Source organism: Armatimonas sp., assembly GCF_964826245.1.
Map to the genome: position 1 here is coordinate 12,531 of NZ_CBAYMC010000012.1, position 19,048 is coordinate 31,578.

The 19,048-nt window shown below is 59.8% G+C and carries 20 protein-coding genes; 15 read left to right on the plus strand and 5 right to left on the minus strand.

All coding sequences use genetic code 11. The features are described 5' to 3' along the window. Positions 1–6: 6 nt before the first annotated feature. Positions 7–672, plus strand: a complete 666-nt coding sequence (locus tag AC1XOS_RS02490) for a LolA-like protein (protein WP_481960634.1) — start codon at positions 7–9, stop codon at positions 670–672. After that, positions 669–1,835: a hypothetical protein gene (locus tag AC1XOS_RS02495; protein ID WP_481960635.1), complete on the plus strand. Its 1,167-nt coding sequence runs from the start codon at positions 669–671 to the stop codon at positions 1,833–1,835. The genes AC1XOS_RS02490 and AC1XOS_RS02495 overlap by 4 nt, the downstream gene beginning before the upstream one ends. Here the strand turns inward: AC1XOS_RS02495 and AC1XOS_RS02500 are convergent. Beyond that, positions 1,832–2,884: a sialidase family protein gene (locus tag AC1XOS_RS02500; RefSeq protein WP_481960636.1), complete on the minus strand. Its 1,053-nt coding sequence runs from the start codon at positions 2,882–2,884 to the stop codon at positions 1,832–1,834. The genes AC1XOS_RS02495 and AC1XOS_RS02500 overlap by 4 nt on opposite strands. 37 nt (positions 2,885–2,921) lie before the next feature. Between AC1XOS_RS02500 and AC1XOS_RS02505 the strand changes: the two genes are divergently transcribed. Then, the gene (locus AC1XOS_RS02505) at positions 2,922–3,560 is read left to right on the plus strand and encodes a dioxygenase family protein (protein WP_481960637.1); all 639 of its coding nucleotides are present in this window, start codon (positions 2,922–2,924) and stop codon (positions 3,558–3,560) included. On the opposite strand, the gene AC1XOS_RS02510 is transcribed toward AC1XOS_RS02505, so the two are convergent. Beyond that, entirely contained in the window at positions 3,557–4,816 is a 1,260-nt protein-coding gene (locus AC1XOS_RS02510; protein ID WP_481960638.1) for an alkaline phosphatase D family protein, read from the minus strand. The two genes, AC1XOS_RS02505 and AC1XOS_RS02510, sit on opposite strands and share 4 nt — an antisense overlap. Before the next feature lie 3 nt (positions 4,817–4,819). Then, complete coding sequence (locus tag AC1XOS_RS02515) at positions 4,820–5,914, minus strand: alginate lyase family protein (protein WP_481960639.1); 1,095 nt, start codon at positions 5,912–5,914, stop codon at positions 4,820–4,822. 97 nt (positions 5,915–6,011) lie between these two features. Between AC1XOS_RS02515 and AC1XOS_RS02520 the strand changes: the two genes are divergently transcribed. The 8 genes from AC1XOS_RS02520 (at position 6,012) to AC1XOS_RS02555 (ending at position 10,515) form a co-directional block, all read left to right on the plus strand. Continuing rightward, entirely contained in the window at positions 6,012–6,323 is a 312-nt protein-coding gene (locus AC1XOS_RS02520; RefSeq protein WP_481960640.1) for a hypothetical protein, read from the plus strand. After that, complete coding sequence (locus tag AC1XOS_RS02525) at positions 6,324–6,860, plus strand: GNAT family N-acetyltransferase (RefSeq protein WP_481960641.1); 537 nt, start codon at positions 6,324–6,326, stop codon at positions 6,858–6,860. 14 nt (positions 6,861–6,874) lie between these two features. Continuing rightward, entirely contained in the window at positions 6,875–7,354 is a 480-nt protein-coding gene (locus tag AC1XOS_RS02530; RefSeq protein ID WP_481960642.1) for a hypothetical protein, read from the plus strand. Beyond that, the gene (locus AC1XOS_RS02535; RefSeq protein ID WP_481960643.1) at positions 7,351–7,692 is read left to right on the plus strand and encodes a hypothetical protein; all 342 of its coding nucleotides are present in this window, start codon (positions 7,351–7,353) and stop codon (positions 7,690–7,692) included. Before AC1XOS_RS02530 ends, AC1XOS_RS02535 begins: the two co-directional genes overlap by 4 nt. Before the next feature lie 17 nt (positions 7,693–7,709). Beyond that, positions 7,710–7,964, plus strand: coding sequence for a hypothetical protein (locus AC1XOS_RS02540; protein WP_481960644.1), 255 nt, complete (start codon positions 7,710–7,712; stop codon positions 7,962–7,964). A 94-nt stretch (positions 7,965–8,058) separates the two neighbouring features. After that, positions 8,059–8,592 carry a HEPN domain-containing protein gene (locus AC1XOS_RS02545; protein ID WP_481960645.1) on the plus strand — a complete coding sequence of 178 codons (534 nt, stop codon included), beginning with the start codon at positions 8,059–8,061 and terminating at the stop codon, positions 8,590–8,592. A 3-nt stretch (positions 8,593–8,595) separates the two neighbouring features. Beyond that, a complete protein-coding gene (locus tag AC1XOS_RS02550; protein ID WP_481960646.1) occupies positions 8,596–9,909 on the plus strand; it encodes a hypothetical protein in 1,314 nt (437 codons plus the stop codon). Positions 9,910–9,912: 3 nt separating this feature from the next. Continuing rightward, a complete protein-coding gene (locus AC1XOS_RS02555; protein ID WP_481960647.1) occupies positions 9,913–10,515 on the plus strand; it encodes a class I SAM-dependent methyltransferase in 603 nt (200 codons plus the stop codon). Here the strand turns inward: AC1XOS_RS02555 and AC1XOS_RS02560 are convergent, their stop codons facing one another. Together AC1XOS_RS02560 and AC1XOS_RS02565 are read right to left on the minus strand one after the other, a co-directional pair. Then, positions 10,516–10,902: a type II toxin-antitoxin system VapC family toxin gene (locus tag AC1XOS_RS02560; RefSeq protein ID WP_481960648.1), complete on the minus strand. Its 387-nt coding sequence runs from the start codon at positions 10,900–10,902 to the stop codon at positions 10,516–10,518. After that, the gene (locus AC1XOS_RS02565) at positions 10,899–11,114 is read right to left on the minus strand and encodes a DUF2281 domain-containing protein (RefSeq protein WP_481960649.1); all 216 of its coding nucleotides are present in this window, start codon (positions 11,112–11,114) and stop codon (positions 10,899–10,901) included. The genes AC1XOS_RS02560 and AC1XOS_RS02565 overlap by 4 nt, the downstream gene beginning before the upstream one ends. Positions 11,115–11,195: 81 nt before the next feature. On the opposite strand from AC1XOS_RS02565, the gene AC1XOS_RS02570 reads away from it, so the two are divergent. From AC1XOS_RS02570 to AC1XOS_RS02585, 4 genes are all read left to right on the plus strand, one after another. Then, entirely contained in the window at positions 11,196–13,709 is a 2,514-nt protein-coding gene (locus AC1XOS_RS02570; protein WP_481960650.1) for a WD40/YVTN/BNR-like repeat-containing protein, read from the plus strand. A 21-nt stretch (positions 13,710–13,730) separates the two neighbouring features. Further along, positions 13,731–15,272 carry a sialate O-acetylesterase gene (locus AC1XOS_RS02575; protein WP_481960651.1) on the plus strand — a complete coding sequence of 514 codons (1,542 nt, stop codon included), beginning with the start codon at positions 13,731–13,733 and terminating at the stop codon, positions 15,270–15,272. A 43-nt stretch (positions 15,273–15,315) separates the two neighbouring features. Continuing rightward, positions 15,316–17,889, plus strand: a complete 2,574-nt coding sequence (locus AC1XOS_RS02580; protein ID WP_481960652.1) for an ATP-binding protein — start codon at positions 15,316–15,318, stop codon at positions 17,887–17,889. A 96-nt stretch (positions 17,890–17,985) separates the two neighbouring features. After that, on the plus strand, positions 17,986–19,047 hold the full coding sequence (locus tag AC1XOS_RS02585) for a hypothetical protein (protein WP_481960653.1): 1,062 nt from the start codon (positions 17,986–17,988) through the stop codon (positions 19,045–19,047). The last annotated feature ends 1 nt before the right edge of the window (position 19,048 follow it).

A 19,048-nucleotide genomic window follows, 5' to 3' on the forward strand; every position in this document is an offset into this window, starting at 1 on the left:
AGGACAATGCAACAAAAAAGCCCACAAGATGCTCCCATCACCGAACAGATCAAAGATCTCTTTGCGGCTCTACGCATTGTCCATGAAGAAACCAACTTCGACGAGCTAAAAAAGATTGGTGGCGCGTTTGCGACCTCGTACCGTATTCCCACCTACGAGCTGACCTACAAAGCTCCAGGGCGACTTCGAGTCGAGGGAAAGGCGGGGCCGCTCTCTGCACTGCTGATCTATGTTGGCAATACCAAGACCTACAAAATCGGGATGCTGAAAAAAACGGAGGATGTCCAAAACAACCCAGGCCAGAAGCAGAGCCTGATGGATGTGGGAATCTTCGCCAAAGACTGGCTCACGACGGACTATCAAGCCATCTTTCAACGTCGTGAGGGCGCTTTGCTGGTCTACAAGCTCATTCAGCGCAACACCAACAATAAAAGCCACGAGCTGGTCTGGCTCAATCCCAAGACTTTTATCACTGAAAAGCGCCTTTCCTATAATTCGGAGAGTGAGCTACAAAAAGAGATTCGCTATGTCAAAGCGCGGGAGCTAAAACCGGGGATCTTTCTGCCCTCACGCGTCGAGATCTACAATCAGTTTGGCAAGCTTGGTGCCGTCCAGACCGTGGAGTCAGCGCGGATCAATGTCGGTGTCCCAGAGAGTCTTTTTTCCCTATGAAAGTGGCTCTGCTGCTTGCCTCAGCACTTCTCGGCCTGCCTGCACTCGCACAGACACAGCCCCCAACCGAGCGTCCGAGCTTCTTTGCGGTCTATCCGCCGCCGCCACGTGGGACATTTCAACCCACGCGTCCTCCTAACTCAACAGCATCCCGTGACCCTGATCTCATCGGTCCTAAGCCTTTCTACCGCACTTCTGAGACCTGGCTCTTTGGCGGTGCGCTAGACTGGCGCTACCGCAACGGCAGCAGCAACACGCGTGGGGGCTATATTGCCTCGGGTCGCTACACACTAGACTACATTAAGGCAAACCCTAAAGATGGCGATGAGCGCGGTGGGATGCGCCTCCAGCTCGTGAGTGAGTCCGAGGGGCCACGCGGCACGGCGCTCAACCGCCTGCGTGCCTCAGAGGTCTATGCCTTCTATCGCTTTTTACTGCCAGGGGTGGATGCCACCGTGCGAGCGGGGCAGTTTGTGCTGCCTTTTGGCCTCGCCGCCGTCTACGACACACCGCTTCAGCCGATCCAGACGCTCTACGAGAAGTCTCTGGGGCTGCGGGTGGACACGGGCGCAATGCTGGAGGGAAGCTACGGCCCCTACCGCTACTATGTCGCCGCCACAACGGGCGCTGGCCCCAACCGCTCGGACTTTGATGGCAATAAAGTAATCATGGCGCGGCTGGAGAGTCTCTTTCGAACGCAGGCTGAGAACGGGCGCTTGCAGCTCGGTGGCTCGATCATGACGGGACGCGGGCCGGTGACCACTTTTGACACGCAGCTCCCGGCTTCTGGAACCTCCGTCGCGCGGAACTTTGTGGACAGGACCCGGATGGCCGCCGATGCGGTCTACCAGCTGGATAAGCTCCTCGCTCGTGGCGAGGTTGTCTTCGGAGCAGACGACCAGAATCCAGTCTGGGGGTATTTTGGCGAGGGCAACCTAGCCGTCTCGCGGCATGTCACCGTGGTTGGGGTGATGCGGAGCTGGAAGTTTGGCGATAAACCCCAGTCCGCCACCGCACTTGGGCTGGGTGCCAACTACAAGTTCGCCAAAGACGTCATGCTTCGGGCGCTCTACGAGTACGAGCGTGATGTCCCCAGCCTCGCCGCAGGCGGCAGGCCCACCGTAGAGAAGCGCTTCACCCTCCAGACCCGCGTGAATTTCTAGGCAAGCTCGCTTAGTTTTAGCCGGACGGTCATGATATAGGGCGACTCGCCCTGAGCCCAGTGCCCATAGGTTGTGGCCACGATCGTGCCATCTCTGAGACAGAGCACACCGGGATAGGCACAGTCAGAGCCGTTGGTATTGTCCATCAGGCGTACCCGAAGCTGCCCCTCGCGGCCTGTGAGAAGATCATCGTAGGTGCCCACCCACGCCACCCAGTCGCCTTTGGTCGGGGACTCGTGGCACATGTCGCGAAACGAGATAAAGAGGCGACCATCCGGGGCATAGACTCCCGTGTGTCGATCCCCCGTGAGGGCACCGGGCAGCTCGCGCGGCTTTGTACAGGTAACCCCCTCATCGTGGGAGAAGATCACGTAGGAGTTGTGCGTGCGGGAGTTCTCGCGCAAGAGCACCGCGATTTGTTTCCCATCGGGCGAGCGGAGCGTGCCGGGCTCGCAGAGCTGCGCATCGGGCAGGTGCGCGATCACGGTCGGGTTGCTCCAGGTCACGCCGCCATCTGCGCTTCTTACCGAGTAGACATAAAACTTCCCGGTCGCCTTGCCCGCATTGGCATAAAACCGACCATCATCGTGGAAGAAAGCCAAGTAGTCGCCGCTAGCCAGCCGCACCATCGAGCCCATCGGGACAATCCCCCCGTAGTCGCCAATCGGGGCTAGCTCGCTCCAGGTCTGGCCCTCATCTTCAGAGATTGCCTGACGGATCGGGTAGAGGCCGCAGATGAGCAAGACCCGTTTCTTTCCCTTCTTGTCTTTCGTCCGAAAGAGAGTCGGGCACTCTTGCGATGTCACCCAGTTCGGCGGAGTCGGCAGGCGCTCGCTCCAGGTCTTGCCGCCATCCAGGCTTCTCTTGTAGACAATCGGCCCTCTCCCATGCCCCTTGGGATAGACACAGAGAATCGTCTTTTTATCGTCGAGGAGCACCGTGGTTGGATGCCCCAGATACTGGCCCGGCTCGCGATCCACGAGAAACTGGCGCTCTTTCTGCGCCGCGAGGTCTACCAGCGGGATCGTGTAGCCGCGTAAAGTTTGCATGGCTCATCATTCGGCTTTGTGGTACGCTTCTCCTACCATGCAACGACGAAGTTTTTTAACCCTGAGTAGCCTGCTGCTCACCACGCCGGGCGCATTTGCTGATGAGCTCGCACGCACGCCCAAGCAGACTGAGGGGCCGTTCTACCCCGACAAGCTCCCGCTGGACACCGACAACGATCTCTTGACCATCAACGACTCGCTCACCCCTGCAGTGGGCGTGGTGACCTATCTCTCTGGGCGAATTCTCGACAGCCGCGGCAACCCGATCCGCAATGCCACGGTGGAGATCTGGCAGTGCGACCACAACGGTGTCTATATCCACAGCCAAGACAGCACGCCGAAAAAAGACAAGCAAGATAAGAGCTTCCAGGGCTTCGGGCGCTTTGTCACTGGCTCCACGGGCGAGTATCTGTTTCGGACGATCAAGCCGGTTCCCTACCCTGGGCGCACGCCCCATATCCATCTCGCGGTGAAGCTCAAAGGCAAGAAAGAGTTTGTCACCCAGTGCTACATCGCAGGTGAGGCGCAAAACCAAACCGATGGCCCCTTAAAGGGCATCCCCGAGCCACAGCGCAAGCTCCTGCTCTCCGAGTTCAAGCCGCTTAAAGGCTCCAAGATCGGCGAGCTGACAGCAGGCTTTGATGTGGTGCTTGGCATTACCCCAGACGCGCACTAGGACTGCTGATAGGTGTAGACCACAGTGCCGTAGATATCGCGGTGCTCAAAGAGAATCGTGGGGCCCTTGACCGTCACGGAGAGAAAGCCGCCTTTGACCCGGTGGAACTTGTGGTAGCGCTTGTCCTCGCCCGGCGTGCCTGCCGCGTGCTCATCGCTGGCCGCACCAACTGAGAACTCGTTTAGGCCCGTCTCGGGGTGCACGGAGTGGTACTGCCAGTGCCGGTCGCCGCAGATCACAAAGAAGTTGCTCGGGACGTTGGCTTTAAACCAAGCGCGTAGCTCGTCGCCCTCGTGCTGAAAGCCTGCGTTGCTGTGATTGTCGTTCTTCTTGGCCCGATCCGGCCCGACCAGCGGTGTCGGGGAGATGAGAACTTTCCAGGTGGCAGTGCTCTCTTTGAGCGTGCGCTTAAGCCACTCTTTCTGCGTCTTACCAAGAATCGTCTTCTCCAGGCCATCTGGCATCGTGTTGGGTGAGCGAAAATCACGCCCCTCGGTGAGCCAGATTTGGAGATCCCGGCCCCAGCGAAACGTCCGGTAGCTTGGCCCGTTACTGAGCGGAGCTTGCTGACGGAAGATCTTCTGGCCCTCCGCAAACGTGAAGCTTCCCATGCTCTTGCTCGGCCAGGTGTCGTCGTTGAGCGTATCGTGGTCGTCCTTGAGCCAGTAGGTTCCGACGCTCTTATTGAACGCCAGCAGGCGTGGCAGGCTGAACATGCGCTCCCAGTGATAGCGTGCCAGCTGCGCCGTCTCCGCCCGTGGCGGGTCGTTGTCGTAGTAGACTAAATCCCCCGTGAGACAAGCAAAGGCGGGCTGGAGCGCCTGCATCGCCGGGTAGATCGCGTGGCCATCGGCGTGTCCACGATCCGGGTAGCCCTGGCAGGTCATCACGCAGAACCGGAAGTCGCTGGGCGCTTTCTCGCTGGGTGCGGTCTGAAACACTCCGCGCACCTCGCTGCCCTCCGATTCGCTGGCATAAAAATAGCGTGTCCCCGGCTTCAGGTTCTTTAGTTCAAAGTGGTGCGTAAAGTCCGTCGCCTCAGTGACGCTCACCCAAGGCGTCGCCTGCGCCCCGCGCAAGTCCTCCCGCGTCCCGTAACGCACCCGCACCCGGCCCGCCACGCCCGGACACGCGCCCTCAAGCTCTGCCAGCGTCCCTGGCTTGCGCGTCGCCGCGGCCGTTAGCCGCACCCACACCACCGCCGTCAGCGCCGTCGGCTCTCCCACACGGGTTCCGGTTGCTTGAAATGTACTCATCGTTTATTTTATCCACAGAAGGGGCTGCGTGATGGCGATATTGCGCTGGACTTCCGGGTCAGGGGGATCAGCGGGGAGCTTTTTCCAGAGCTCGATATAGGATTTTTCACCCAGCGCGAGACCGCCGAGCAGTAAGCTCGGCTGACGTGCGGGCCAGCCGTCCCAGGCTTGCACATCGGGCTTGCGTGGCCACTTGGACTTGTCGGCCAGAAACGGGTAGAGAAACGCCAGCGCCTTGCGAATCCCACGCCCATCGGGGAGCGTGAAGCTCCAGAGATTGTCGCTAGGCGTGGAGAGCACCTGGCAGAGAAGCGCCATGTTGTCGAGCTGAAAAATCGAGTAGCCGTAGGGCTTGGTGCGCTCTAGCTCCAGTGGAAAGCTCCCATCAAGCGCCATCTGCTGCGGGACAAACACTTCCTTGAACTGCTTGCGGCACTGGGTAAGTTTTGCCACATCGCCCACAAAATCGGCGTAGACCGCCAGCTGCAAGTAAAACGCGACCGCGTGGTTGTTCTTGGTCTGCGCCTCTTCCTGTCCGTTCTTACTGCTGACCATCCACTCCGCAAGCTCGCGAAACCAGGGCTTGAGATCGACTTGAAACGCCGCCGACTTCTCCAGCGCACGCACCGCACGGGGAATCTCGATGAGATGGAGCGCGTCGATAATCCCGATCCCGCGCCCCGGTGAGACGCCCGGAATCGCTTGGGCGTAGTCCAAGCGCGGGTTCATGTGGGTCTTGGCATCGAGAAAGAACACCCGCAGCAGTGCCGCTGCCTTGGTAACATAGCGTGTCTCCCCGGTAAGCTGGAACGCCGCCGCCAGCGCCGCAACCGCATCGCGCAGGGCTTTGACGGCCAGTCGGTGCTGCGAAAAGTTCTGTGGGTTGGACTCCCCATCACGGCGGATGTAGGGCAGGCCATCGGGCTTGGTGGGATCGGGCCACCAGTAGTCGCCGTTGGAGTAGAAGTCATGCACGCCGCCCTGGCTCAGCTTGGCTGGTGACGCCGTAATGGTGATCGGCTCCTGCGCCAGCGCCCGCGTCGCGGCCTTGAGCACCCGCTCGTGCTCCAGAAGAGCAATGTCCGAAGAAGACAGCATGGCGTATCATAACGCAAATTAATGCGACTTTGGTGCCCGTACCTCTATCTATTACAATGTCTGTACTGACAGAATGAACACATATAGTGAGAATCATATGGAAGACTTAGCAATAGACCAAGAGAGTGTTGTTTTGGATCAAGGTGTTTTGGAGCAGACTGGTTTTTTACTGGTTCAAGTAAGTGCGACAACCGCAGGGATCAGCGGAAATGTGGTTGTGGATATTCGTAGAGGGGATGGGACGGGGGGCTCTTTGCGTGCGGCTCGTGTCACCGTAGATTTCAGTAGCGGTATAAACTTTGCCCATATTATGATGCCGGTTGCCGCCGACGAAGCCTTCATCATCTTTGGTGAGCCAAAGCAAGGGGCGGCCTCACCGGTGATTTCCATGAGGAAATTTTTTATCTAGGTGCCATCTCTCGAAACCAACCGCCTGCTCCTGCGCCGCTGGCGTCCCAGTGATCACGCCGCTTTTGCCGCTCTAAACGCCGACCCGCGTGTGATGGAGTGCTTCCCCAGCACCCTCACAACCGCCGAAAGCGATGCGATGGTAGACCGAATCGAGGCGCACTTCGCCGAGAAAGGCTTCGGCCTCTGGGCGGTCGAGGTGCCGCGTCTTGCGGAGTTTATCGGCTTCATCGGCCTCTCCACCCCGCGCTTCACGGCACACTTTACTCCCTGTGTCGAGATCGGCTGGCGGCTGGCGTATGAGCACTGGGGGCACGGCTACGCCACCGAGGGGGCAAAAGCCGCGCTCGTCTACGGCTTCCAAACCCTCAAGCTCCCCGAGATCGTCGCCATGACCGCCGTCAGCAACCAGCGCTCCCGCAACGTCATGGAAAAGCTCGGCATGACCCACCACTCAGGCGACGACTTCGACCATCCGCTACCCCCAGTCGGGCACCCCATCACACCGCACGTGCTTTATCGAGTTCAGCCCTCCTAGGCGATAGAGCACTTATGCCTTCTATCGAGATCATCTGCCTCAGCCAGCATGAGCCCACCGACTTTTGCTACCTGCCCTGTGCTGTCGATGCAGAAACCACGCTACTCTCGCACCGTGACTACCCGTCGCTCTTCCAGCGAGACTTTGACCAGCTCCAAGGCTGTATCTACCATCTAGGCGGAAGCTGCCTGCGTTTTCCTGGTGTATGGCAACGCGATGCCTATACTGCCGCCAATCTCTGCACCGAGTGGTGGGAGTTTTTGGAGTTCAAGCCCCGCTACAAGCTCGCCGTTAAAATTCTCCTGAAGACCCTGCTTGCCGCCTCCCCCGAAGGAAAACTTCTCTTCACCAGCGACTACCAGTTCGGCCCAAGTAAAGTCCGTCGTTACAAGCGCCCCATCACACTTGAGCAATTCTGGCAGCGCCACGACGAAAAGAAGCTCTGGGTGAACGCCTCATTTTCCATAATACGAGGAGGTAAGATAAAGCGATGACAAAGCGTCCCACCGTTCGAGAGCGTGTCGTGTTTGGACTAGATACGATTCCCGAAGACCGAACCGTCATGGTCTCGCTTCGGGAGCTACTCTTTGTCCAGCAGACGCTAGCGGAGCTGAATCAGTTTTTCCATCAGCCGATGCACTATCCTGATCTGGCGGCAGTAAATGAGTTTATGGGGACACGCCGCAGTGGCGGGGCTTACGAGGTCATAAACGAGGCGCTCTACACGAAGCTAGGGAGCATGCTTCCCGAGGATTTATACGAGGCATTTGATGAGGGCACCTTCGAGCATCCTGACCCTCCGGCGTACTTTGTCGAGAGAGGAGAGCAGTGACAGTAACGTATAAGGAAATGGCGGCTGTGCTCGGTCTGATTGTCGCGATTTTGCTGGCCTATCAGGTGGGCTACCAGATGGCGTGGGCACAGGCGCGGGGAGCGATCTTGGCTGGCCCCAGCAGCGACAACTACGGCCCGGCTCTTAGCGCGATCTCTGCGGCCCGCGAGAAGCTACGCGGGGACGATCAGGAAGCGCGGGCGGAGCTGGACAAGGCGCAGGCACAGATTGAGCAAGCGCAACGCTGGACAGATAAGTTTCTGGCAAAATGACGATAAAATCCGCCTCAAAAATCAGAGTGGATTTAAATGAATTTGCCTCTTGTAGAATCTAATTATTTCTAATGTAAAATAGGTAAAGAGTTAAATGTCAAAAGCAAAAACAACCTTTGAACAATCCATATTGGATGCGCAAGAACTTCTACAACATTTTGATGCAATCAATGTAAAGCCTCCACCTGAGAATGCAGAAGTGCTCAAGAGGGCAGGACTTATAATGGCATTAACTGCTTGGGAAACATATGTAGAAGATCGTGTGAGTGAATCAATGGAAATTCATCTAAAATTAGTCACTGGGAGCCATTTGGGTAATTTTATGAAGCGTCATCTTTTCAACGAACTGAAAAGATTTAACAATCCGGATTGGGCAAAGACAAAGCATGTATTTTTAGAATATACAGGAGTTGATGTTACTGAAAAATGGTTTTGGAGCAATATTGATACAGAAACTTTAAAAAATACATTAAACAATCTAATATCTAAACGGGGAGATGCTGTACATCGATCTCGGCAAATAACAGGAGAAGCGAATCCTCATCTCGTTAAACGTGAGGAACTAAAAAAGGCGATTGAGTTCTTAAAGAAATTGGTGGAAGCAACAGACAAAGCTTTGGAAGACTAAGCAATGAAACAAAGTGAGACTATCGGCTCGCGGTGGGAGCTTTTTGTCGACGACGGGCTGGTCGAGAGCAAGCGCGGGGTGGCGCTACGGCTGAGCACGCCGGTGCGGCGCGAGCTCGTGCTGACGACCGATAGGCCCTGGGAGGGCCCGGCCAGCGCGTACTTTACGGCGATCCAAGACGGCAAGAAAGTCCGGCTCTACTACCGGGGCTACTGTCCGGGCGATCAGTCGCTGGAGCAGGTGACGTGCCTGGCCGAGAGCGACGACGGCATCCACTTCTCGCGCCCCACTCTCGGGCTTTTTGCGTTTCGGGGTTCCAAGGCGAACAATATTGTCTGGCAGGGGCTGGAGGCGCACAACTTCGCACCGTTTCTCGATACCAACCCAAAAACCAAGCCCGACGCGCGCTACAAGGCTTTGGGCGGGATCAATAGCAAGCTCTACGCCTTTGGCTCACCTGACGGGGTGCGCTGGCAGAAGCTCAGCCCCGCGCCCGTCCTCACCGATGGGACATTTGACTCGCTCAAGACGGCGTTCTTCGATGAGGCGCTGGGCAAGTACCGGCTCTACTCACGCTACTTCACCCAGGGCGAGTACAGTGGCTACCGTGCGATCCAGAGCTGCCTCTCCGACGACTTTCTGCGCTGGAGCAAGCCCGAGCCCAACCGCTACGCGCCAGGGACACCTACCGAGCACTTCTACACCAACGCCGTCCGCCCCTGCCCCGGCGCGCCCCATGTGCTGCTCTCTTTCCCCAAACGCTTTGTCCCCGAGCGCACCAAGCTCGCGGGCTACAAAGAGCCGGGTGTCTCCGATGCCGTCTTCATGAGCAGCCGCGATGGTCTGCACTGGAGCCGCCCGTTTCTGGAGGCATGGCTGCGCCCCGGCCCCGACCCGCACAACTGGACCCAGCGCAGCAACATGCCCGCCACCGGAATTATCGAGACCGGTGAGGGCGAGTTTTCCCTCTACGCCAGTGAGCACTACGACTGGCCCGACCATAGGCTGCGCCGCATCACCGTGCGCCGCCACGGCTTTGCGTCGGTGCACGCCGACGCCAGCGGCGGCGAGTTTACCACGCGCCCCGTGACTGTCAACGGCTCGCGCCTCGTCCTCAACTACGCGACCTCGGCGGCGGGCAACATCCAAGTCGAGGTGCTCGATCCCGCGGGCAAGCCGCTCGCCCAGAGCAAGCCGCTCTTTGGCGACGAGCTAGAGGGCGCTCTTGACCTGAACCTCGCCTCTTTAAGCGGCAAGCCCATCAAGCTCCGCTTCCTCCTCAAAGATGCCGACCTCTACGCCTTTCGGACAAAATAATCCATGACCACGACACAGACTGCCGCCAGCTACGATCAGCTCGCCCAGCACTGGGCCGATGAGTCGTTTAACCACGAGAATGGGATCGCGCAGCACGAGCGGGCCTTAAAGTTTGCGCCACCAACAGGCCGGGCGATGGATGTGGGCTGTGGCAGTAGTGGGCGGATTCTGACGCTCCTGCAAAAACACGGCTACGATGCTGAAGGGCTGGATTTCTCGACGGAGATGCTGGCGCTGGCCCGGCTCAAGCACCCCGACACGGTCTTTCATCATGCCGATATCTGCACCTGGGAGTTTCCCCGCACCTACGACTTTATCTCCGCCTGGGACAGCATCTGGCACGTCCCGTTGGAGCATCACGCGTCGGTACTCGAAAAGCTCTGCGCTGCGCTTGCACCCGGCGGCATACTGATTTTCACCAGCGGCGGCGTGGACACGCCCGGTGAAGTCACCAACCCCTGCCACGGCCAGCCGCTCTACCACGCCGCCCTCGGAATCCCCGAGCTGCTTCGCCTGATCGACCGATTTGGCTGTGTCTGCCGCCACCTTGAATACGACCAGCTCCCCGAGTCGCATCTTTATTTTATTGTTCAGAAACCGCGTTAGTTAGCTGAGAAACACTACGGGATACGAGCGCACCAAAGCATCCTCGGAAACTAGTGTTAGGCTGTGATGGAGGGCTTGGCTGATGAGCATTCGGTCAAAAGGATCGCGATGAATACTGGGAAGAGTCAGTAGCTCTGTGATGCATCCGGGCTCCAGAGCTAGAAGCTGGATACGGTGCAGGCTACAGTAGGCGGGGAGAAAAATCTCAGGTGAGTCAGGGAGGGGAAGTTTACCAAGCTGGTACTTCACTGCCACTTCCCAAAAGGAAACAGCACTCAGATAGATCTGATTACCTGGATCGCGAATTGCTGCCAGAGTTGCCGCAGGCAGACGAGAATCGCCGTTGATGAACCAGAGGAAGATGTGGGTGTCGAGAAGGAGTTTCATCGGCCTTCAAAGGCATCTAGGAGATCATCAGGGAGAGGATCGTCGAAGCTGGCAGGCACCTCAAAAAGGCCTTTTGCAAGTGCGTAGGGCCGTGGTGTTGTGGGCTGCGAATCAGATGTGGGAAGCTGGTTTAGGAGTCGCTTTACCAGCTCCAAAATCTCCGCAGGGGAGAGATCACGGGCCTCTTTTTCGATTTTCTCCAGCGTCGTCATAATGGTATTCAGTATACAATACTGTCGCGAGCTACCTATCAAAATTAAGTAGGGACAACGGCTGAGAGAAAAGATGCTAGGATGAAACAGACACTACCGGCTTGGGCGGCGCATCAGGCGCTGGCGCAGAGCTCTTTCTTTCGGGGGCTGGCTTGGCGACCCGTGGGGCCGGTGAAGATCGGGGCGCGGGTGGAGGCGGTGGCGATTCCGCCGGGCAATACGGGGACGATCTATGTGGGGGTGGGCTCGGGCAATCTCTGGAAGACGGTGAACAATGGCCTGACCTGGCGACCTATTTTCGAGCACGAGAGCGCCTTTGCCATCGGGGACGTAGCGGTCTCGCAGAGCCATCCCAATACGGTCTGGGTAGGCACGGGCGAGGCGCAGCCACGGTACGCCGGCTACGCCTATCCAGGCACGGGGGTCTTTAAGTCGGTCAATGGGGGGGCATCGTGGACACATCTCGGGCTGGAGGCGACGCACCATATTGCAAAAGTACTGCTGCACCCGACCAACCCGAGTATCGCCTATGTCGCCGCGATGGGCAAGCAGTGGACACCAAGCCCAGAGCGGGGGGTCTACCGGACGCTCGACGGCGGAGTGCACTGGGAAAAAGTGCTCTTTATAGACGATGTCACGGGCGTCGTGGACCTAGCGCTTGATCCCAAAGACCCTAGGACGCTCTATGCGTGGGCGTGGCAGATCGAGGAAGGGCGGCGCGGCGGGCTCTTTAAGTCACAAGATGGCGGCAAGAGCTGGCAACGGCTGACCAAGGGGCTCCCGACGGGGCTTCTAGGGCGGGCCAGTATCGCGGTTGCACCGAAGAGTCCGAAGACGCTCTATCTCTATCTCGACAACCGCGCCCCGAGCACGCAGAAAGACAGGCCGTTTGTGGGCGGCGAGGTCTACCGCTCCGAAGACTCCGGCGAGAGCTGGCGCAAGGTAAACACCGACGATCTCTACGACGTTTTTGGGGCGTATGGCTGGAAGTTCACGGATATCTGCGTGGACCCGCGCGACACGAACCATCTCTATATCCTGGGCAACCATGCCTTCCAGTCCCACGACGGCGGCACGACCTTTCAGCGCCTTGGGGATCGGATCTTGCGCGTGCAGGAGACGCCGGGCCGGGCGCTGCACCTGGACCACCATGAGCTGGTGATCGATCCCGCCAACCCAGAGCGCCTGCTCCTAGGCAACGATGGCGGATTGTTTCTCTCCTACGATGCGGGCGAGAGCTGGCTGCACCTCAACAATATCCCGGTGGCGCAGATGTACTTTGTGGCCACCGATAACCAGATCCCCTACCGAATCTTCGCTGGAACCCAGGACAACGCCGCGCTGGTCGGGCCGAGCGATGCCACTCTCGACGATGCCCTCCCCGACCCGTGGCGCAGTGTGTATCTGGACCGCTGGACGGGCGGCGATAGCTTTGTGACTCTCCCCGATCCCACCGACGAGCGCTTTGTTTACTACGAGCACCAGAACGGGGCGCTGATGCGAATGGACACCACAGGTCGCTCGATTCTCAGTGGCGGGCCGTCGTCGGAGAGCCTTAGGCCGGGGCTGCCAGGCCTGCGTTTTAGCTGGTACACGCCGTTTTTCATCTCGCCGCACAACCCGCGCACGCTCTATCTGGGGGCCAATAAAGTGCTCAAGACCACCGATAGAGGCGCGACCTGGAAGGCGATTAGCCCGGAGCTGGGGGAGCCTGCGGGCAATGATCGCGACACGGTTCCCACGGGGGCGCTCACGATGCTGGCGGAGTCGCCGCTGGTGCCGGGAGTGCTGGTCGGAGGCACGGAGGGCGGGCGGGTCTGGCTGAGCACCGACGATGGCGCGCACTGGAGCCACATTGATGCTGGCCTGCCGCGCAAGTGGGTGAGCCGGGTGACCCTCTCGCACCACGACGCCGCGACCTTCTATGTCAGCTTCACCGGCTTTCGGGAGAGTGACACGCGGCCCTATGTCTTTGTCTCCACCGACACGGGCCAGAGCTGGCGCTCGATTGCGAGCAACCTGCCGCCCGAGTGCGTGAACGTGATTAAAGAAGACCCGACCGATCCCAAGCTGCTTTATATTGGCACCGATCTGGGGGTCTATCTCTCGCGGGACGCCGGGCAGAGCTGGGAGTCGCTGAGCGCCACGCTTCCCTCCACACCCGTGCAGGACCTGACCGTACAGTCGCGCGAGAGTGAGCTGGTGATCGGCACGTTTGGGCGTGGTGCCTGGGTTCTCGACCTCGCCCCGATCCGTAAGCCCACCCCCGAGCCGCTCTTTCTCTACCCGATCCGCGATATCGTCCTCGACCCCTTCCCCTGGGACAGCGTCCCCGGTGACCGGCGCGGGCGGCCCAGCGCCCGCTTCTGCCTCGTGAGCGACACGGGTGGAGCCGTCACGATGACGGTCACCAACGCCGCGGGGAGCGTGATGCGGCAGTGGCAGGCGACACTACTACGCGGCGCAAATACCCTCACCTGGAACCTGCAAAACGAGCGCAAGACCGATGTCCCTGCAGGAGCCTACCACGTCGAAGCAAGGCTAGGCACGCACCGCACCTCAGCAAGACTCACCATGCGCCGTTCCGAGAAGTAAGAGTATGCTACAATCGGAGCCATGCCTAAGCCCGTTAAGGTCTTTCTCTTTGCCGGTCAGTCGAACATGGTGGGCGCGGATGCCCACCCGGAGCACATCGACCGCTTCCCGCTCTTCAAAGGGGCGGGTGCGCCGCAGCCCGACGTGCGCTACATCAGCCTACAGCTTCAGAACGAGGGCTGGGGAGCGCTTCGGCCTCTCGACTCGTTTGGCCCAGAGCTGACCTTTACGCGCCTGGTGAAAAAGTACGACGACTCCCCGATTGCCATTATCAAGTCCGCGATTGGGGGAACGACCGCGGTCTACGACTGGAACCCAGATGCGCCGGAAAACGGCCAGAAGCTCTACCCGCGCACGCTCCAGCTTGTCCGAGAGGCGCTGGCCGCATTTGAGAAGCAAGGCACTCGCTACCAGCTTGAGGCCGTGGTCTGGCACCAGGGTGAGAACGACATGCTGAACCGCAAGGTCAACACCACCTACGCTGCCAACCTCCGCAAGATCATCCAGCGCCTCCGCGTCGATCTGCAGCTCCCCAAGCTCAAGTGGTTTCTGGGTGAGGTGAGTGAGAAAGGGATCTGGGGGATGGATAACCGTGCCAACCTGGCCGTTCTTCGCGCCCAGCAAGACCAGCTTCTCGCCTCCGACCCACTGCTACGCTGGGTGCCGACCTCGCACCTGGCTTTCGATGTGATGGACAGCGGGCAGCCGCACTACCACTTCGGGACACAGGGTCAGCTCCAGCTCGGGGAGGCGTTTGGGGCCGCTTACTTGAAGGAGATCGGAAAGCTTCCCAAGCCTAAAGAGCGCAAGTTCGCAAAGGGCCTGCCGGTTGCCAAGAAGCAGCGCATCCGGCTGTTTGTGCTGGCGGGGCAGCGCAACATGGAGGGCGAGGACGCGTTTGCAAGCGAGCTCCCTCCGGCGCTCGCGCAGCCCCAGAACGAGGTGCTCTTTCGCTACGCACTAGGCGGGGGATTCCAGAGTTCCAGGAACTGGGAGCCCCTTGGGCCGGTGAGCGGCCTGGGAAACTTTGGCCCGGAGCTGAGCCTTGGGGCGCAGCTACGAAAGACGCTCCCTGCCAGCGAGGGCATCGCGCTTCTGAAGTTCACCCACAGCGGGGCGCAGGGGCTGGACTGGCTGCCGCAGGGCTCGCCGGAGAGCCGCCGCAACCTCTATCCCAAGTTTATCTCTTTCCTCCGCGACGCCCACGCGGATCTTACGCGCCAGGGCTACGTGCCGAGCTGGGAGGGCGTCTTCTGGCACCCCGGCGAGAACGATACCTACTTCTACCATCGCGCCTATGCCGCGTGGCTCAAGGCACTGATCGGGCAAGTGCGTCAGGATTTAGGGCAGCCCACGCTCCCCTGGTTCATCTCCGAGCAGCACCCAAAAGCGATCTGGAAGAACATGGCAGCGCTGAATGTAAGCCTCAGAGAGCTGGCCCAGGCTGATAAGCAGCTAGTGATCATCAAGACCGAGCACTTGCCCCACCAGCGCGTCCACTTTGGGACGCAGGGCACGATCCAATTAGGCGAGGCACTGGCCCAAGCCTACCTATCTCACTGACTCGGCTCTGGGTATAATCGAGGAGGGCTCGGTCGCGCAGACGATGGAATGGAATGTAGAGCTACTGGGAGGGCTGCGACTGCACGCTCAGGGACGAACCATCACACGGTTTCGCACCCAGCGCGCCGCCTCCCTCTTGGCCTATCTTTGTTTCTACCCACGCCAGCACGCGCGGGGTACACTGGCGGATCTCTTCTGGCCTGAGGCGGGTATCGAGGCGGCGCGAGCCAACCTGCGCAAAGCGCTCTCCCAGATACGCACCTCCGTCAAGGCCGCGGGTCTTGCCCCCGATACTCTCTTTGACTCGCCCGGGAAGAACACCATTGGGATCGACACGCGCTATGTCCACACCGATGTCGCCGCGTTTCTACAAGCCGTGGCGAGTGGTCAAATAAGCCTTGCGAGGCAGCACTACGGCGGGCCACTCCTGCCGGGCCTCTGGGACGACTGGCTGCTCGATGAGCGAGACCGGCTCGAAGCGCTCTACCAGGGCCTTGAGACAGCCTCAGGGGAAATTGACCCTCCACAAGCTTCCTTGCCGCTTCCCTTGAGCCGTTTTTGGGGGCGGCAGAGTGAGCTGACGCAGCTTCAGGAATGGGTTCTCCCGCACGGGGGGAGTCGCCTTGTCACGCTGCTGGGCACCGGAGGGGTAGGTAAGACGCGCCTTGCGCTCTCCACTGCCCAGCGCCTTCGGGAGACGCTTCGAGAGCGGGTGGGCTTTGTTCCCCTCGCCGCGCTCACCGACAGCCGCCTGCTCCTGTTGGCGATCCTGACCGGGCTGGCAATACCGGCCCAGCAGCCCGACGAAGACCCACTGGAGCAGCTCGCCCGCCACCTAGGCGCTGAGCCCTATCTCCTGGTGCTGGATAATCTAGAACAGCTCGCTGGCACCGTCGCGGCACCCCTTCAGACACTGCTAGCCCGCGTGCCCAACCTCACCTGCCTGGTGACCTCGCGGCGGCGGCTCGGACTGGAAGGAGAGCGCCTGCTCGTTGTCGATGCACTGGATCTGGCCGAGAGTGTGGCACTGTTCTGCGACCGCGCCGGAGCTCGCTCCGATGACTCTGTGGAGCAGCTCTGCACGCTTCTGGAGGGCATCCCGCTGGCGCTGGAGCTGGCGGCGAACCGTGTGGGCGCACTCACAATTGGCGAGATGATCGAAAAAATCGGCGAGCGGCTGACCTTTCTCACGACCCAGGAACTCGACAAAACCGCCCGCCACCGCTCGCTCCACGCCGTGATGGACTGGAGCGTCCGCCTGCTCACGGCAGACCAGCGCCGGTTCTTCGCCGCGCTCTCCGTCTTCCGGGGCGGCTGGACGACCGAGGAGGCGGGGGCAATCTCCGGCGAGCCCGCCGCGCTGGAGTACCTCTCGCAGCTACGCGATAGGTCGCTCGTCCTGACCGAGGAGCGGCGCGGCACGCTGCGCTGGTGCATGGGCGAGAGCCTCCGCGAGTTTGGGGAGAGCCTGCTGACCGCCTCGGAGCGGGAGGCGCTCGTGCGCGGCCACGGCGAGTACTTTCTTACCTTTGCGCGAACCAACCAGCGTGCGCTCTTGGGCAGTGAGGTGGTGATCCACCAAAAGTACGAGGCGGAGCTAGAGAACTTCCGGTTCGCCCTCACGGCGCAGTCGCCGCAGCAGGCTATCGGGCTCCTTGGGGAGCTGGTGAACTTTTTTATACTTGCCAACCACCTGAGCGAGGGGGCGGCCTGGGTTGATCGTCTCTCTGCGCAGGTAGAGAAAGGCTCCAAAGAGCTTGCCACGCTCCTCACCCGCAGTGTTGTTCTGTATCACTATGTTCGCCGCTTCGACGATGCGATTCGCTGCGGTGTACAGGGCATCGCGCTCCTTCGCCAGCTCGGGGAGCGTACGGAGCTGGCACAGGCACTGTGTATCCTGAGCTACCTCTACGGAGAAACCAATCAGTCCGAGAAGGCGGGGCCGCTCTTGGAGGAGGCGCTCCAAATTGGCAAGCAGGAGAAGAACGCGACTCTCATGGCGGAGTGTCAGTCCGCGCTTGGCAAGCACTACTACTACCAGGGCCAGCTCGACGACTCGATTCGCTACTCCCAGGCCGCCTTGGTGTCTGCCCGCGCCCTGAATCGCACCAACCTGGTCTGCACGCTCCTCAACACGCTAACGATTACCTATCTAGAGATCGGAGACTACGCCGCCGCGAAAACGGCTTGCGATGAAGCCATCGCGCGGGGTGAGGCCCTCAAGCAGGCTGTCGTGCTCATTGATGACTACAAAGTGCGGGCCGTGATCTCCCTCTGCCTAGACGAGCTCCCCGATGCCGCCCTCTTTGCGCAAAAAACGCTGAGTGCTGCGTTTCCCGATAGACGCTCCCTCGACCTGCGCGACGGCTTCTCTCTGCTGGCTCAGATCTGCTGTCGGTGCGGAATGCCCACTGAGGCCGCGCAGTGGGTCGGGGTGTGCCAGGCGCTCACGGAGCAGCAGAGTCTGCCAGAGCTTGACCGCTGGATGCGCCTAGACGACACCAGCGCCGCGCTGAGGCGCACCCTTGGCATAGTCCGCTACGAGCAGAGCGTGGCCCAAGGCTATGAGCAAGCCCTCGACGATGCCGTTGCTTTAGCGCTGCGCTTCTCTCTCTGATTTGCCTGTTCACGATTTGTAGACGGTGCGCTTGGTAGTATCCAGACAACAGCCTGCGGCGATCCCGCCCACGGCATACGCTCTGGAGGAACTCGAATGAATCGACGTCGTTTTACTTGCCTACTGGCGCTCATCGGAGGCGCACTTGTTATCGCCCCAGCGGCTAGCGCCCAGTCCACCTACAGCTTCAAGCCCCTAGCAATGGTGCCCACCATTGCAGGGCCGGGGACAATATCACGGCCTATTGGCCTCTCGCCGGATGGTAGCTATGCGTCGGGAGAGCAGCAGAATCAAGCCGCAATTGAAAAGGGGGGCAATATAAAGTTCCTGGGATTCCTATCTGGTTCGCCTTACAGCCTAGCGACAGGGGTTGCAGCGAACGGAGATGCCGCCGTGGGGTGGACAGGGGTTGGTGGGTTCTACTGGACTCCCTCGGCGGGGATAACGCCGCTGGGGGTGCTTCCCGGCTACCAGAATAGTCTCGCCACTGATATTTCGGAAAAGGGTGAGGCGGTCATCGGATATTGTTCGAATTCCGGCCCATATAGTAGCTTTGAGGCTTTTCTCTGGTCACCCTCCACGGGGATGCAGAACCTGGGATTTTTACCAGGGCATACGTTTAGTTACGGAACTGCCATCTCGGGAAGCGGTCTGGTGGCCACCGGGTACTCGGGGGGCTTTGGCCTACCGATCACAGCCGTTCGCTGGAAGTCTGGTCAGCTTCAAAGCCTCGGTACGCTTCCGGGCTACAGGGATAGCTTCGGCTATGGGATCTCTCGGTACGGGGACTATATCGTCGGGTACGTCACCAGACCTGGTATCCCAGCGGCAGCGTTCCTCTGGAACAGGTCCACCGGGATGAAGAGTATCGCCCCCCTATCAGGGCTCGAAGATAGTTATCTGCGGGATGTGTCCCAGAACGGCGATCGAAGTGTCGGATATGGCTGGTTCAACCGCAACAGCACCACAATTCTCTACGACAACCAGTTCGGCAAAACCTACATTCTTCAGGATCTTCTTCTCGCAAAAGGCATCACCGACGTGAAAGGCTGGCAGCTTAAGGAAGCAACATCGATCTCAGACGATGGCACCACGATCGTCGGTATAGGACTGAATCCACGGGGGCGGCGAATGTACTGGCAGGCCACTCTTCCCTGAG

What these genes read in the sequence shown, in the direction of transcription:
- AC1XOS_RS02490 (WP_481960634.1), top strand. Translation starts at nt 7, where the DNA reads ATGCAACAAAAAAGCCCACAAGATGCTCCCATCACCGAACAGATCAAA.
- AC1XOS_RS02495 (WP_481960635.1), top strand. Translation starts at nt 669, where the DNA reads ATGAAAGTGGCTCTGCTGCTTGCCTCAGCACTTCTCGGCCTGCCTGCA.
- AC1XOS_RS02500 (WP_481960636.1), bottom strand. Translation starts at nt 2,884, where the DNA reads ATGCAAACTTTACGCGGCTACACGATCCCGCTGGTAGACCTCGCGGCG.
- AC1XOS_RS02505 (WP_481960637.1), top strand. Translation starts at nt 2,922, where the DNA reads ATGCAACGACGAAGTTTTTTAACCCTGAGTAGCCTGCTGCTCACCACG.
- AC1XOS_RS02510 (WP_481960638.1), bottom strand. Translation starts at nt 4,816, where the DNA reads ATGAGTACATTTCAAGCAACCGGAACCCGTGTGGGAGAGCCGACGGCG.
- AC1XOS_RS02515 (WP_481960639.1), bottom strand. Translation starts at nt 5,914, where the DNA reads ATGCTGTCTTCTTCGGACATTGCTCTTCTGGAGCACGAGCGGGTGCTC.
- AC1XOS_RS02520 (WP_481960640.1), top strand. Translation starts at nt 6,012, where the DNA reads ATGGAAGACTTAGCAATAGACCAAGAGAGTGTTGTTTTGGATCAAGGT.
- AC1XOS_RS02530 (WP_481960642.1), top strand. Translation starts at nt 6,875, where the DNA reads ATGCCTTCTATCGAGATCATCTGCCTCAGCCAGCATGAGCCCACCGAC.
- AC1XOS_RS02535 (WP_481960643.1), top strand. Translation starts at nt 7,351, where the DNA reads ATGACAAAGCGTCCCACCGTTCGAGAGCGTGTCGTGTTTGGACTAGAT.
- AC1XOS_RS02540 (WP_481960644.1), top strand. Translation starts at nt 7,710, where the DNA reads ATGGCGGCTGTGCTCGGTCTGATTGTCGCGATTTTGCTGGCCTATCAG.
- AC1XOS_RS02545 (WP_481960645.1), top strand. Translation starts at nt 8,059, where the DNA reads ATGTCAAAAGCAAAAACAACCTTTGAACAATCCATATTGGATGCGCAA.
- AC1XOS_RS02550 (WP_481960646.1), top strand. Translation starts at nt 8,596, where the DNA reads ATGAAACAAAGTGAGACTATCGGCTCGCGGTGGGAGCTTTTTGTCGAC.
- AC1XOS_RS02555 (WP_481960647.1), top strand. Translation starts at nt 9,913, where the DNA reads ATGACCACGACACAGACTGCCGCCAGCTACGATCAGCTCGCCCAGCAC.
- AC1XOS_RS02560 (WP_481960648.1), bottom strand. Translation starts at nt 10,902, where the DNA reads ATGAAACTCCTTCTCGACACCCACATCTTCCTCTGGTTCATCAACGGC.
- AC1XOS_RS02565 (WP_481960649.1), bottom strand. Translation starts at nt 11,114, where the DNA reads ATGACGACGCTGGAGAAAATCGAAAAAGAGGCCCGTGATCTCTCCCCT.
- AC1XOS_RS02570 (WP_481960650.1), top strand. Translation starts at nt 11,196, where the DNA reads ATGAAACAGACACTACCGGCTTGGGCGGCGCATCAGGCGCTGGCGCAG.
- AC1XOS_RS02575 (WP_481960651.1), top strand. Translation starts at nt 13,731, where the DNA reads ATGCCTAAGCCCGTTAAGGTCTTTCTCTTTGCCGGTCAGTCGAACATG.
- AC1XOS_RS02580 (WP_481960652.1), top strand. Translation starts at nt 15,316, where the DNA reads ATGGAATGGAATGTAGAGCTACTGGGAGGGCTGCGACTGCACGCTCAG.
- AC1XOS_RS02585 (WP_481960653.1), top strand. Translation starts at nt 17,986, where the DNA reads ATGAATCGACGTCGTTTTACTTGCCTACTGGCGCTCATCGGAGGCGCA.